Origin of the sequence: Streptomyces laurentii, assembly GCF_040635425.1 — a bacterium.
GTDB classification, from domain to species: Bacteria; Actinomycetota; Actinomycetes; order Streptomycetales; family Streptomycetaceae; genus Streptomyces; species Streptomyces laurentii.
Window position 1 is genome coordinate 1 of sequence record NZ_JBEYHT010000075.1, and the last position, 13,789, is coordinate 13,789.

A 13,789-nucleotide genomic window follows, 5' to 3' on the forward strand; every position below is an offset into this window, starting at 1 on the left:
TCGTCCCGGTGGGGAGATCGTGCGGAGTTGAGGTGCCGCTCAAGGCGGCGGGATGGTTGCCGGGGACCGTACCGGCTCCGTGGCAACTCGGAGAACCTTACGCATCCATGAAGGTCGTGTCAAGGCGCCTCCAGGACGGGCCCCCACGGCCGGCCCGCCGGAAGCGAGAGTGGCCCGCACCCCTGAAGGTGCGAGCCACTCTCGTACGTACGGAACCGCGAGATCAGCGGGATCAGCCTTCGCTGACGCCCAGCTTCTCCAGGATCAGGTCCTTGACCTTCGCCGCGTCGGCCTGGCCTCGGGTGGCCTTCATGACCGCGCCGACCAGGGCACCGACCGCGGCGACCTTGCCGCCGCGGATCTTGTCGGCGATGCCCGCGTTGCCCGCGATGGCCTCGTCGACCGCCGCGCCGAGCGCGCTGTCGTCGGAGACGACCTTCAGGCCGCGCTTCTCGACGACCTCGTCCGGGGTGCCCTCGCCCGCGAGAACGCCTTCGATGACCTGACGGGCCAGCTTGTCGTTCAGGTCGCCGCCGGCGACCAGGGCGGAGACCCGGGCGACGTCCGCCGGGGTGATCGGCAGCTCGTCGAGGGAGACGCCGCGCTCGTTGGCGTTGCGGGCCAGCTCGCCCATCCACCACTTGCGGGCCGAAGCCGCGTCCGCGCCCGCCTCGATCGTGGCCGCGATCGGGTCGACCGCGCCCGCGTTGAGGATGGACTGCATCTCCAGCTCGCCGAGGCCCCACTCCTCGCGCAGCCGGTTCCGGCGTACGCGCGGCAGCTCGGGAAGCCCCTTGCGGAGCTCCTCGACCCACTCGCGGGCGGGAGCGATCGGCACCAGGTCCGGCTCGGGGAAGTAGCGGTAGTCCTCGGCGTTGTCCTTGATGCGGCCCGAGGTGGTGGAGCCGTCGTCCTCGTGGAAGTGACGGGTCTCCTGGAGGATCGTGCCGCCGGACTCCAGGACCGCCGCGTGGCGCTGGATCTCGAAGCGCGCCGCCCGCTCGACGGAGCGCAGCGAGTTGACGTTCTTCGTCTCCGAGCGGGTGCCGAAGCGCTCGGCGCCCTTCTTCATCAGCGACAGGTTGACGTCGCAGCGCATCTGGCCCTTGTCCATGCGCGCCTCGGAGACGCCCAGGGCACGGATCAGCTCGCGCAGCTCCGCCACGTACGCCTTGGCGACCTCGGGGGCCCGCTCGCCCGCGCCGACGATCGGCTTGGTGACGATCTCGATGAGCGGGATGCCGGCCCGGTTGTAGTCGAGCAGCGAGTGCGAGGCGCCGTGGATGCGGCCGGTCGCGCCACCCACGTGGGTGGACTTGCCGGTGTCCTCCTCCATGTGGGCGCGCTCGATCTCCACGCGGAAGACCTCGCCGTCCTCCAGCTGGACGTCCAGGTAGCCGTCGAAGGCGATGGGCTCGTCGTACTGGGAGGTCTGGAAGTTCTTCGGCATGTCCGGATAGAAGTAGTTCTTCCGGGCGAAGCGGCACCACTCGGCGATCGAGCAGTTCAGCGCGAGGCCGATCTTGATCGCGGACTCGACGCCGATCTCGTTGACGACCGGCAGCGCGCCGGGCAGGCCGAGGCAGGTCGGGCAGGTCTGCGCGTTGGCGTCCTGGCCCAGCTCGGTCGAGCAGCCGCAGAACATCTTGGTCTTCGTGCCGAGCTCGACATGGACCTCCAGGCCCATGACGGGGTCGTACTCGGCGAGGGCCGCCTCGTACGACAGCAGTTCAGTGACAGTCACGGTGGAACTTCCCTCTCAGCCCAGCAGGACGTCGTCGTCGCCGAGGCGCTTCAGCTCGCGGTACAGGATCGCGAGGCCGGTGACGATGGCGGCGGCGGACACGACGGCGTCGATGAGCTTCAGCGTGTCGTGGTCCGCGCGCGCCTTCTTGACCTGCTTGGCCACGGCGACGGCACCGAACGCGGTGGTGCCCATGGACAGGTACGTACCGGTCTTGGACTTCTTGAAGCCCTTGGCCTTCTGCAGTGCACTGGTCACAGCGACGGAGCCTCCTCAAGCAGCGGGTGACCCCACTTTTCCACGAAGGCGGCCTCGACGGCGGCACCGACCTTGTAGAGGCGGTCGTCCTTCAGGGCGGGGGCGATGATCTGCAGGCCGACCGGCAGACCGTCCTCCGGCGCCAGGCCGCACGGGAGCGACATGGCGGCGTTGCCGGCCAGGTTGGTCGGAATGGTGCACAGGTCCGCGAGGTACATCGCCATCGGGTCGTCGGCGCGCTCGCCGATCGGGAAGGCGGTGGTCGGGGTCGTCGGGGAGACGAGCACGTCGACCTGCTCGAACGCCTTCTCGAACTCGCGGGTGATGAGGGTACGGACCTTCTGGGCCGAGCCGAACCACGCGTCGTAGTAGCCGGAGCTGAGCGCGTACGTACCGAGGATGATGCGGCGCTTGACCTCGTCGCCGAAGCCGGCCTCACGGGTCAGCGCGGTGACGTCCTCGGCGGACCGGGTGCCGTCGTCGCCGGCGCGCAGGCCGTAGCGCAGACCGTCGAAGCGGGCCAGGTTGGAGGAGCACTCGGACGGCGCGATCAGGTAGTACGCGGAGAGCGCGAGGTCGAAGGTGGGGCAGTCCACCTCGACGACCTCGGCGCCCAGCGACTTCAGCAGCTCGACGGACTCGTCGAAGCGCTGCACGACACCGGCCTGGTAGCCCTCGCCGCGGAACTGCTTGACGACACCGATCCGCATGCCGGCGACCGAGCCGTTGCGGGCGGCCTCGACGACCGGCGGGACCGGGGCGTCGATGGAGGTCGAGTCGAGCGGGTCGTGGCCGGCGATGGCCTCGTGCAGCAGGGCCGCGTCGAGGACCGTACGGGCACACGGGCCGCCCTGGTCGAGCGAGGAGGAGAAGGCGACCATGCCGTAGCGGGAGACCGCGCCGTACGTCGGCTTGACGCCGACGGTGCCGGTGACGGCGGCGGGCTGGCGGATGGAACCGCCGGTGTCCGTGCCGATGGCGAGCGGGGCCTCGTACGAGGCGATGGCGGCCGAGGAGCCGCCGCCGGAGCCACCGGGGATCCGGGTCAGGTCCCAGGGGTTGCCGGTCGGGCCGTACGCGCTGTTCTCCGTGGAGGAGCCCATCGCGAACTCGTCCATGTTGGTCTTGCCCAGGATGACCACGTCCGCGGCCTTCAGGTTCTTGACCAGCGTGGCGTCGTACGGAGGGATCCAGCCCTCCAGCATCTTCGAGCCGACCGTCGTGGGCACGCCCTTGGTCGTGAAGATGTCCTTGAGCGCGAGCGGGACGCCGGCCAGCGGGCCGAGCTTCTCGCCGCGGGCGCGCTTCTCGTCGACGGCGCGGGCCTGGGCGAGGGCGCCCTCCCGGTCGACGTGCAGGAAGGCGTGGACCTTCTCGTCGACGGCGTCGATCCGGGCCAGGTGGGCCTCGGTGACCTCGACGGCGGTGAGCTCGCCGGAGGCGATCTTCGCCGCGATCTCCGCGGCGGTGAGCTTGATGATGGTGCTGTTGTCCGTCATGACGTCTTAGTCCTCCCCCAGGATCTGCGGCACCTTGAAACGCTGCTGCTCCTGGGCCGGGGCGCCGGAGAGCGCCTGGTCGGGGGTGAGCGACGGACGGACCTCGTCCGCACGCATGACATTGGTCAGCGGCAGCGGGTGGGAGGTCGGCGGTACGTCTTGGTCGGCGACCTCGGAGACGCGGGCGACCGCGCCGATGATGTCGTCGAGCTGACCGGCGAAGTGGTCGAGTTCCTCGCTCTTCAGCTCCAGACGCGCCAGCCGTGCGAGGTGTGCAACCTCCTCGCGCGTGATGCCAGGCATGCGGATCCTCACGGGGTGAGTCTGATGGTGTTGGGGCCAATCCTAGGGGGCCCGCGCACCTGCCCGGAAAACGGTTTGCTCCGGGGGCGGCCCCGGGGCCGCTTCTCGTCCTACCAGGCGATCCGGCCGGAGGGGTGATCGCGGTCCGTGACGGCCGTGATCTCGGCGGCGGTGATGTCCGCGGGAGCGGCGGCGGAAGCGGTCGCGGCGGCCGCCGCCGCGTTCGCCGCGGCGATCTCGGAGGGGCGGCGCCAGCCGTGCTCGCCGCGGGCGCGCAGCCAGGCGGTGGCCTCGGCGGGCGGCATGGCCGCAGCGACCAGCCAGCCCTGGACGGCGTCGCAGCCCAGGGCGCGCAGGCGCTCCCAGGTCGCGTCGTCCTCGACGCCCTCGGCGACGACGAGCAGGCCGAGGGAGTGGGCGAGGTCGACCGTACAGCGGACGATCTCGGCGTCCTCGGTGTCGACGGCGAGGCGGGCGACGAAGGACCGGTCGATCTTCAGTTCGCTCACCGGGAGGCGGCGCAGGTGGACGAGGGAGGAGTAGCCGGTGCCGAAGTCGTCGAGGGACATCTTGACGCCGTGGCCGGTGAGGCCGGCCATGGTGTCGGCGGCCCGCTGCGGGTCCTCTAGAAGGACGTGCTCGGTTATCTCCAGCTGGAGCGCGCCGGCCGGGACGCCGTGGCGGGCGAGGCGGGCGGCGACGGCGCCGGCGAAGCCGGGGGTGTGGACGTCGCGCGGGGAGACGTTGACGGCGACGGGGACGTCGAGCCCCTGGGCGCGCCAGCGGGCGACCTGGGCGAGGGCGGTCTCCAGGACGTACTCGGTCAGGTGCGGCATCAGGCCGGAGGTCTCGGCGATGGCGATGAACTCGTCCGGCGGGACCTTTCCGCGCTCCGGGTGCACCCAGCGGACCAGCGCCTCCAGGCCGGCGACCTGGCCGTCGAAGCGGACCTTGGGCTGGTAGTGCAGCTCGACGTCGCCGGCGTCGAGGGCGCGGCGCAGGTCGCCGAGGAGGCCGAGGCGGTCGGGGGTGTTGGAGTCGCGCTTCGACTCGTACACCTCGACGCCGGTGCGGTCCCGCTTGGCCTGGTACATGGCGACGTCGGCGCGGCGCAGCAGGCCCTCGGCGTCCAGCGCGTGGTCGGGGAAGACGGCGACGCCGGCGCTGGCCTCCAGGACGAGGGTGAGGCCGTCGAGGTCGAGCGGGGAGGACAGTTCGGCGACGAGGTGGCGGGCGACGCGCTGGGCGCTGGTGGTGGAGTCGGCGGTGGGCAGCAGGACGGCGAACTCGTCGCCGCCGAGGCGGGCGGCCTCGGCGCCGCGCGGGAGGGCGAGCCGGAGCCGTTCGGCGATCTGGAGCAGCAGGCGGTCTCCGGCGAGGTGGCCGAGGGTGTCGTTGACCGAGCGGAAGCGGTCGAGGTCGATGAGGACGAGGGCGGAGCGGACGCCTTCGCCCTCGGCCTCCTCCAGGGCGGTCCAGGTGCGTTCCAGGAGCCACTGGCGGTTGGGCAGGCCGGTGAGGTGGTCGCGGAGCTGTTCCTCGGCGCGGGCGCGGGCGATCCACAGGGTGGAGTCGAGGGCGATCAGCGGGACGGCGAAGAGCGGCAGGAGAACGGGGCGGGAGGCGGCGACGACGCAGACGAGCGGGGCTATCGCGAACAGCGCGAGGGCGACGAGGCCCTGGCGGATCAGGGCGCTGCGGGCGATGGTGGGCAGGCCGCCGCCCTGTGGCGCGAGCGCGTACCAGAGCATCAGTCGGGTGCAGGCGAGGTAGGCGACGGCGGCGAGCACGATCTCGGGGACGTCGGCGATGCCGCCGTCGAGGGGCTGCCAGGGGTGGGCGACGGAGGGCATGTCGTCGAAGGTGGCGAGGACGAGGGCGGCGGCGCCGGTGCCGAGGATGTCGACGGCGCCGTGCAGCAGGCCCTGGCGCCAGCGGTGGCGGCGGGCGGCGGCGACGAGGCCGACCACGGCGAGCGAGACCAGACAGGCGGGCACCCAGCCGTACAGCAGCAGGACGGCGAGGGTGAGCGCGGCGCCGGAGCCGGTGCCGCCCCACCAGCGGTCGCGGCCGAGGGCCACGAGGTGGCCGACGATGAGACCGGTGAGGATGGCGAGGGACCAGCCGGCGGCGCCGTCCGGGAAGAGTGCCTGACCCGTGCTCAGGGTGTCGTAGAGGCCCGCGGCGAAGGCGACGGCGGCGATGCCCACCAGTGCCGCGGGCAGCCCGGAGGCGAAGCCCACGAAGGCCGCGCGGCCCTGGGGTCGCGCGATGGGGGCGGCGCTCTCGGTCGGTTTCATTCCCGTCCCTCTCACAGCCGGCGGTGCCGTCGCACCGCGGAGCCGTCGTCCTGCCGCCGGCATGTCCGTCGTCATGCCGCCGGGCGGTCGCCGCGCCGCGTGTCCGAACCGCGTGTTCCGCCGCCGCGCCGGCTGGGCCCTCGCACGGCCGTGCGCGACGGACGCACAGTCACCACAGTAGGCCGCGAAGGGCCGCTACGGGCAGTGCTCTCCTTCTCTTGCCCGAATGCGACCCCGCCACCCGTAACGATCTGGTATGCGACGAACGGGTGAGCGAGGGCGGTTCCGGCGGCCCCGCCGCGGGGTCGGGTGCGGCGGGGCCCCGGGAGCCGTCCGGCGGCTACTCGGCGACGGGCAGGGCGGCCTCACGGGCGGCTTCCGGCCCCTGTTCGAGCAGGACGACGAAGCCCTGTTCGTCCAGAACCGGAACTTTCAGCTGCATCGCCTTGTCGTACTTGGAACCCGGGCTGTCACCGACGACCACGAATGCGGTCTTCTTTGAAACGGAACCGGTCACCTTCGCTCCTCGCGCTTGGAGCGATTCTTTTGCGCCATCCCTGGTGTAGTCCTTCAGGGTGCCGGTGACGACCACCGTCAGCCCGTCGAGCGGACGGGGGCCCTGCTCCTCCCCCGCGCCCTCGTCCTCCAGGGCGACCCCGGCCGCGCGCCACTTGCGCACGATCTCGCGGTGCCAGTCCTCCTCGAACCAGCGCTTCACGGAGGCGGCGATGATCCCGCCGACGCCGTCGACCGCCGCCAGCTCCTCCTCCGTGGCCTGCTCGATCCGCTCCAGGGAGCGGAACTCGCGCGCCAGCGCCTCGGCCGCGACCGGACCCACGTGTCGGATCGACAGGCCGTTGAGGAAGCGGGCCAGCGGCCGGGTCTTGGCCTCCTCGATGTGCTTCAGCATGGCCAGCGCGTTCTTCTTCGGCTCGCCCTTCTGGTTGGCGAAGACCGAGACGATCTTCTCCTCGCCGGTCTTCGGGTCCCGCTTGGGCAGCCCGCTGTCCGGGTCGAGGACGTACGCCCGGATCGGCAGCAGCCGCTCGATCGTCAGGTCGAACAGGTCGCCCTCGTCGGCCAGCGGCGGCTCGGCCGGCTCCAGCGGGCGGGTGAGCGCCGCCGCCGCGACCATGCCGAAGTTCTCGATGTCGAGGGACGACCGGCCGACGAGGAAGGCCAGCCGCTCGCGCAGCTGGGCGGGACAGGTCCGCGCGTTGGGGCAGCGCAGATCGATGTCGCCTTCCTTCATCGGCTTCAGCGGCGTGCCGCACTCGGGGCACTCCGCCGGCATCACGAACTCCCGCTCGGTGCCGTCCCGCAGGTCCACCACCGGGCCGAGGATCTCCGGAATGACGTCGCCGGCCTTGCGCAGCACGACCGTGTCGCCGATCAGCACGCCCTTGGCCTTCACCACGTCCTGGTTGTGCAGGGTGGCGAACTCGACCTCGGAACCGGCCACCGTCACCGGCTCCACCTGCGCGTACGGCGTGACGCGCCCCGTGCGGCCGACGCCGACCTTGATGTCGATCAGCTTGCTGTTGACCTCCTCCGGCGCGTACTTCCACGCGATCGCCCAGCGCGGGGCGCGCGCGGTGGAGCCGAGCCGGCCCTGGAGCGGGATCTCGTCGAGCTTGACGACGACACCGTCGATCTCGTGCTCGACGGAGTGCCGGTTCTCGCCGAAGTACGCGATGAACTCCCGTACGCCGTCGAGGGAGTCGACCACCTTGTTGTGCCGGGCGGTGGGCAGGCCCCACTCGTGCAGCAGCGCGTACGCGTCCGACAGGCGGGCGATCTCCAGGCCGTCGCGGGCGCCGATGCCGTGGACCACCATGTGCAGCGGCCGGGTCGCCGTCACCTTCGGGTCCTTCTGGCGCAGCGAACCCGCCGCCGCGTTACGCGGGTTGGCGAACGGCTTGTCACCGGCCTCCACCAGGCGCGCGTTCAGCGCCTCGAAGGCGGCCATCGGGAAGTAGACCTCGCCGCGGATCTCCACCAGGTCCGGGACGCGCTCGCCGGACAGCCGGTGCGGGATGTCCGCGATCGTGCGCACGTTGGGCGTGATGTCCTCGCCCGTACGGCCGTCACCGCGGGTCGCCGCGCGGGTCAGCCGCCCGTGCTCGTACGTGAGGTTCACGGCGAGTCCGTCGACCTTCAGCTCGCACAGGAAGTGGTACGCGCCCGTGCCGACGTCCTTCGCGACCCGCTCGGCCCAGGCTGCCAGCTCCGCGTCGTCGAACGCGTTGTCCAGGGACAGCATCCGCTCGCGGTGCTCGACGGCGGTGAACTCCGTCTCGTACGAGCCGGACACCTTCTGGGTCGGCGAATCCGGCGTCCTCAGATCCGGGTAGTCCGCCTCCAGCTCCTCCAGCGACCGCAGGAGCCGGTCGAACTCCGCGTCGCTGACGACCGGCTGGTCCTTCACGTAGTACCGGAAGCGGTGCTCCTCGACCTGCTCCGCCAGCTCGGCGTGCTTCTCCCGCGCCTCGGCGGGGGCCCCCTGTTCGACTGTCACCGTTTCTCGTCCTCCCGTAGCCTGAAATCCGGTCACTCTGGGTTGTCCGCGAGCGAGCGCGCCGCCCGCACACAATGCGCGAGAGCCCTGCGCGCGTACGCCGGCGAGGCACCCGCCAGACCGCAGGCCGGCGTGACCACCACGGACTCGGCGAGAGTCCCCGGATTCAGCCCCAGCCTGCGCCACAGCGTCCTGACACCCATGACGCTACCCCCCGGGTCCGACAATCCCCGGGTGGCCGGGGCCGCGCCCGGACCCGTCGCCGGGTCGGTGGCGGGCACCACACCGGCGAACAGCTTCGTCCCGGCCTCCACCGCCTCGCCGATCGGCTCCTCGTCACGCTCGGTGAGAAGCGAGAAGTCGAACGACACGCCCGCGGCACCGGCCCGCCGCAGCAGCGCGAACGGCACGCCCGGCGCGCACGAGTGCACCACCACGGGCCCGTCGTGCGCCCCCATGACGTCGCGCAGGGTGCTCTCCACCACCTGCCGGTCGACGGCCCGGTGGGTGCGGTAGCCGCTGGCCGTACGGATCTGCCCGAGGAGGACGGAGGTCAGCGACGGCTCGTCGAGCTGGAGCACCACCCGGGCCCCCGGAACCCGCTTGCGGACATCGGCCAGGTGCAGCCGCAGCCCCTCGGCGAGCGAGGCCGCCAGATCGCGGCAGGCCCCGGAGTCGGACAGCGCCGCTTCTCCGCCGCGCAGCTCAAGGGCCGCGGCGAGCGTCCACGGCCCCACCGCCTGGACCTTCAGCGCGCCCTCGTACCCCTGGGTGAACTCCTCCAGGGCGTCCAGGTCCTCGCCCAGCCAGGAGTGGGCGCGCCGGGTGTCACGCCCAGGCCGGTCGCCGATCCGCCAGCCGCTGGGCTCCACGCGCGCGTACAGCTCGACCAGCATCCCCGCGGTCCGCCCGATCATGTCGGCCCCGGGCCCGCGCCCGGGCAGCTCGGCGAGGAACGGGAAGTCCTCGAAGGACCCGGTCACGGTCTTGGCCGCCTCGCGCGCGTCCTCGCCGGGCAGGGACCCGACGCCGGTGGCGGGGGCCCAGGGGAAGGGGGCGGGCTCTGTCGTACCGGTCGCCCCGGTGGTGGTCTGGCTGGTGTTCTCGCTCACCCCGGAAGGGTACGTGGCGGGGCCTCGAGGGCGGCTCTAGCGGCGGGGTGGAGGGGGCCCGGGCGTGAAGGGATGAAGCGGGAAGGGACGAGCGGGGTGAGGGCGCGGGAAGCGGGTCCCCGCGCCCGGAGCCCGTCCGTGGGCGGCCGTGCGGGCCGCCAGCGGTGCGCGCGCTTCACGCGCGCGAGGTCAGCGCCCCGGTCGTACGGTCAGGTCATTGACCTCGGCGTCACGCGGCAGGTCGATGGCCATGACGATCGTGGTGGCCACGGACTCGGGGTCGATCCAGCGCTGGGGGTCGTAGTCCTTGCCCTCCTGCTGGTGCACCTTCGCCTGCATGGGGCTCGCGGTCCGGCCCGGGTACACGGACGTGACCCGCACCCCGTTGCCGTGCTCCTCGTGCCGCAGGGAGTCGGCGAGCGCCTTCAGCCCGTGCTTGGACGCGGCGTACGCGCCCCACTCGGCGTGCGCGTTGAGGCCGGCACCCGAATTGACGAAGAGCACGTGGCCCTTGCTGACCCGCAGCTGGGGCAGGAAGTGCCGGGTCAGCTCGGCGGGGGCGATCAAGTTCACGTTCAGCTGGTGGTGCCAGGCCTTGGGCGTCAGCTCACCGATCTGCCCGAGGTCGACGACACCCGCGACGTGCAGCAGCGTGTCGACGCGCTCGGGCAGCTTCTGGTGCGAGAACGCCCACGACAGCCGGTCCGGGTCCGCCAGGTCCCCGACGAGCGTCCGGGCTCCGGGAAACTCCGCCGCCAGCTCCTTCGCCCGGCCCGCGTCGCGCGCGTGCAGCACGAGTTCGTCCCCGCGCGCGTGCAGCCGCCGCGCGACGGCGGCCCCGATGCCCGAGCCGGCTCCGGTGATCACATGTGTAGCCATGACCACATGCTCTCACCGAGGGCGGATCGGATGATCAGACTTCGGGCGAAGCGGGCGCGGGGACGGACGCGGCGGGAACGGCGGTGGTGGCGGACCAGAAGTCGGAGTGGACGTTGGGGGCGGGGATCTTGCCGAGGGGGTAGGCGGGGCCGTTGGGCTCGGAGGCGGGCTCGGTGACGTCGGAGGGCTCCACACACGGGGTGTCGACCTGAAAGAAGGCCTGTCCCTTGTATCCGATGAGCACGCGGATCTGGAATCCCTCCGGGGAGACCGCGTAGAGGGCGGGCATCTCCCGGTCGGGCCGGACGCTCTTGATCGTGTAGCCGCTCTTCTCCCAATGCCGCTGCACCACGCCGAGGAAGCTGCCTCGCCGCTGCTCGGAGACGATGGTGGTCACCGCCCGGCGCCGGACGACATCGCACCGGTGGGTGGTCGTCGTGTCGTGGGCCCATTGGACACCGGGGACGATCGCCTTGAAGGTGGCGTCCATCATCGCGTCCGCGTGCTCCGCCGCTTCCTGCATGTTCATGTCCGTCACCGCACCTCGCGCATCGTTTCCGGCGCCTCCACCTGTACATCCGGCAAGGACTGCCCCCGCCAGGACGATCGACGACGCCATGCGCGCCGCGCGTCCGGTCCATCTCATCGGTAGGCCTCCCTGCTGATTCTTTCCGGCTGTCCTCCGACGACGAGAGCGATGTTGTCCGCGGACTCCTGGTCGAGGCTCGGTGTGAAGTACTGGGAATGCGCGTCGAAAAACCCCAGTTCCGCGATCATTCTGGGTCCGTCGTCGACCTTGAAACGCTGGGCTCCGAAGCCCGCGCTGGCCGGGTCCTGCCCGAAGTGGAGGTGGTCGGTGACGCGACTCGCCTGGAGTGCGCCCACCGGACTGGCGAGAGCGGCACTGCCCACGGCGGCTTCCTTGATGTTGGGCATATGTGTCACCGGATCGTTCTCCGCCGATCCCACGAAAACGTGCTCCCGGCTGACGCCCAGGTCCTCGGCCCGGTCCACCCCGACGCCAGGGCTGCCGAGCAGGATGATGTCGTCCGCACCCGGGATCCCCCCGCTCTGCCGGGCGGCCGTGCCCACGGCGAGGGAGCCGTAGGAGTGTCCGATCGCCGTCAGATGGGGATCCGCGTTCTTGTTCGTCGCGTCGAGTCCCTCCATGAACTCGCTGAACGCGGGGGCACCGGCTTCGGCGCTGTCGGTGAGGGCGACAGTCCCGAGCCCGGGCGCGTCGTAGCCGAGCCAGATGATGGAGGCGCTGGACGGATCGATTTCCCTCGCGCCCTTGGCCGTGTCGAACGCCCGCTGCATCGTGTCCGTGACGAACTCCGCGTCGAGCTTCGTCCCGAGGCCCGGCACGTACGCCGAAACGTTCCGGGACGTGTCCGGGTCGCCGTACGCCACGATCGCGCGGCCGTTGCCCTTGTCGTCGATGTCGAGGAGGAGCATCGGCGGTTCGCTCGGCTCGCCCAGTTTGTCCTGGATCATGCGCAGGGCTTCGAGCTTGGAGTCCTGGCCGCCCTCGCGTTCCATCTCCTCGATGAGGAGCGGGAGGTAGCGGCGGTTGGCCTCGTCGCGGGCGGCGGCGGGGATGCCGTCGACGTCGCCGATCAGGTCGGGGGCGATGTCCAGGTACTCCCGGCGCTGCTCGTCGCTCAGGCCCTCCCACCAGGCGCGGCGGGCGGCGGGGCTCTCGTCCACCGGGATGGCGGCGACCAGATGGTGGCCGACCGTGGTGCGGACGTCCGCCGTGTCGTGGGCGACGTCCTTCCAGGTGTTCTCCGTGACGTCGAGGCCGTCGGCGGCGCGGAGGCCGTCGAGGGTCTTGGCGAACGTCGCGTCGATGGACGCGGCGGAGGTGACGGCGCCGGCGATGCGGTCGGCGATCTCCTGGGCCCGCGCGGCGTGCGGGTTGGTGGAGGGGAACGGGTGGCGGGCGATGTCGGCGAGGCGGTCCGGGGCCAGCGGGAAGCCGCCCCGGACCGTCCCTCCAGGCGCCTTGTCGGCGCCGAGGCCCGGGGTGGGGGTGTCGGCGGTGGCGGCCGGGTAGGCGACGGAACCGTCCTCGTGGACGGTGAAGCCCAGGTCCTCGGCGTCCCGCAGGGCGTCCTTCAGCCGGCGCTGGGGTTCGGCCAGGTCGGCCGCCAGGGCGTCGAGGGTGGAGCGGATGAGGCCGCACTCGGTGTGCAGGTACTGGAAGTTCCGGCTCAGGCGGCGGAGCCGGCCGAGCGCGGCTTCGGCGGACTCGCCCGCCTGTGTCTCGCGCAGCCGCGCGGTCATCGCCCGGTCGACACGGCCGCGGTCGGCGTCGGCGCGGTGCGAGAGCTGCTGCCAGCCGTCGCCCGCCTGCTCCAGTTCCGTGAGCCTGAGGTCCCTGAGCAGGCGCCAGGTCAGGGTGCCGGCCGGGCTCATCGGCGCGGCCCGTACGGAGCGCGGGTTGTGAAGTGGGTCACGCGCCGACGCTAATGGGGCGAATCCCCCACGGCGGTGCCGCGCGGCCGATCGGCACACGATCGGGTGGCCGGGGCGTCAGCGGCGACGCCCGGGCCACTCGTTCGCGTCAGGGCCGGGCGCTCAGGCCCGGCAGGACTCCAGGTAGGCCAGGGCCGCCTCGCCGTCCTCCGCGAAGAAGACCAGGTCGGCGAGCGGGATGGGCAGGAAGCCCTCCTCCTCCATGCGACGGAACTGGCTCTTCAGGCCGTCGTAGAAGCCCGCGGTGTTGAGCAGGACGATCGGCTTGTCGTGCTTGCCGTGCTTCTTCAGCTCCATGATCTCGGTGGCCTCGTCGAGGGTGCCCGTGCCGCCGACCATGACGACGATCGCGTCGGACTTGGCGAGCAGCAGGGCCTTGCGCTCGGCGAGGTCCTTGGCGATGACCATCTCGTCGGCGCCCTGCCGTGCCCGGGCGGCGAGGAAGTCGACGGAGACGCCGACCAGCCGGCCGCCGGTCTCCTCGACGCCGTCCGCGACGACCTTCATCAGGCCCGTGTCCGAACCGCCCCAGACCAGGGTGTGGCCCGCCTTGCCGAGCCGGGTGGCGAAGTCGCGGGCGGGGACGGTGTAGCGGGGGGCGAGGTCGGCGGCGGAGAGGAAGACGCAGATATTCATGAGGCAACCGTAGGCCCTGGCGCTGACACACCGTGACATCACGGGTTTTCTCAAGATTT

11 protein-coding genes are annotated in these 13,789 nt (G+C 71.8%); all 11 read right to left on the reverse strand.

What is annotated here, in order from left to right:
* Positions 1-232 precede the first annotated feature (232 nt).
* The gene (gatB, locus tag ABZ693_RS31610) at positions 233-1,744 is read right to left on the reverse strand and encodes an Asp-tRNA(Asn)/Glu-tRNA(Gln) amidotransferase subunit GatB (RefSeq protein WP_359884499.1); all 1,512 of its coding nucleotides are present in this window, start codon (positions 1,742-1,744) and stop codon (positions 233-235) included.
* 15 nt (positions 1,745-1,759) lie between these two features.
* Positions 1,760-2,002: a hypothetical protein gene (locus ABZ693_RS31615; RefSeq protein WP_359884502.1), complete on the reverse strand. Its 243-nt coding sequence runs from the start codon at positions 2,000-2,002 to the stop codon at positions 1,760-1,762.
* A complete protein-coding gene (gene gatA / locus ABZ693_RS31620; RefSeq protein ID WP_359884505.1) occupies positions 1,999-3,501 on the reverse strand; it encodes an Asp-tRNA(Asn)/Glu-tRNA(Gln) amidotransferase subunit GatA in 1,503 nt (500 codons plus the stop codon). The genes ABZ693_RS31615 and gatA overlap by 4 nt, the downstream gene beginning before the upstream one ends.
* Before the next feature lie 6 nt (positions 3,502-3,507).
* Positions 3,508-3,804 carry an Asp-tRNA(Asn)/Glu-tRNA(Gln) amidotransferase subunit GatC gene (gene gatC, locus ABZ693_RS31625; RefSeq protein ID WP_359884507.1) on the reverse strand — a complete coding sequence of 99 codons (297 nt, stop codon included), beginning with the start codon at positions 3,802-3,804 and terminating at the stop codon, positions 3,508-3,510.
* 110 nt (positions 3,805-3,914) lie between these two features.
* Positions 3,915-6,104, reverse strand: a complete 2,190-nt coding sequence (locus ABZ693_RS31630) for a putative bifunctional diguanylate cyclase/phosphodiesterase (RefSeq protein WP_359884509.1) — start codon at positions 6,102-6,104, stop codon at positions 3,915-3,917.
* A 340-nt stretch (positions 6,105-6,444) separates the two neighbouring features.
* The gene (gene ligA, locus ABZ693_RS31635; RefSeq protein WP_359884512.1) at positions 6,445-8,622 is read right to left on the reverse strand and encodes an NAD-dependent DNA ligase LigA; all 2,178 of its coding nucleotides are present in this window, start codon (positions 8,620-8,622) and stop codon (positions 6,445-6,447) included.
* A gap of 32 nt (positions 8,623-8,654) precedes the next feature.
* On the reverse strand, positions 8,655-9,641 hold the full coding sequence (locus ABZ693_RS31640; RefSeq protein ID WP_435842603.1) for a methionine synthase: 987 nt from the start codon (positions 9,639-9,641) through the stop codon (positions 8,655-8,657).
* 282 nt (positions 9,642-9,923) lie between these two features.
* On the reverse strand, positions 9,924-10,613 hold the full coding sequence (locus tag ABZ693_RS31645; protein WP_359884516.1) for an SDR family oxidoreductase: 690 nt from the start codon (positions 10,611-10,613) through the stop codon (positions 9,924-9,926).
* 34 nt (positions 10,614-10,647) lie between these two features.
* Entirely contained in the window at positions 10,648-11,142 is a 495-nt protein-coding gene (locus ABZ693_RS31650; protein ID WP_359884518.1) for a hypothetical protein, read from the reverse strand.
* A 113-nt stretch (positions 11,143-11,255) separates the two neighbouring features.
* Positions 11,256-13,034 (reverse strand): alpha/beta hydrolase, encoded by a 1,779-nt coding sequence (locus ABZ693_RS31655; RefSeq protein ID WP_359884520.1) that lies wholly within the window; start codon positions 13,032-13,034, stop codon positions 11,256-11,258.
* A gap of 162 nt (positions 13,035-13,196) precedes the next feature.
* A complete protein-coding gene (locus ABZ693_RS31660) occupies positions 13,197-13,730 on the reverse strand; it encodes an LOG family protein (RefSeq protein ID WP_359884523.1) in 534 nt (177 codons plus the stop codon).
* Between the last annotated feature and the right edge of the window lie 59 nt (positions 13,731-13,789).

Bases quoted from the DNA above. Each gene is read 5' to 3' on its own strand.
- gatA (WP_359884505.1), bottom strand. From the start codon at position 3,501: ATGACGGACAACAGCACCATCATCAAGCTCACCGCCGCGGAGATCGCG.
- gatC (WP_359884507.1), bottom strand. From the start codon at position 3,804: ATGCCTGGCATCACGCGCGAGGAGGTTGCACACCTCGCACGGCTGGCG.
- ABZ693_RS31630 (WP_359884509.1), bottom strand. From the start codon at position 6,104: ATGAAACCGACCGAGAGCGCCGCCCCCATCGCGCGACCCCAGGGCCGC.
- ABZ693_RS31645 (WP_359884516.1), bottom strand. From the start codon at position 10,613: ATGGCTACACATGTGATCACCGGAGCCGGCTCGGGCATCGGGGCCGCC.
- ABZ693_RS31650 (WP_359884518.1), bottom strand. From the start codon at position 11,142: ATGAACATGCAGGAAGCGGCGGAGCACGCGGACGCGATGATGGACGCC.
- ABZ693_RS31655 (WP_359884520.1), bottom strand. From the start codon at position 13,034: ATGAGCCCGGCCGGCACCCTGACCTGGCGCCTGCTCAGGGACCTCAGG.
- ABZ693_RS31660 (WP_359884523.1), bottom strand. From the start codon at position 13,730: ATGAATATCTGCGTCTTCCTCTCCGCCGCCGACCTCGCCCCCCGCTAC.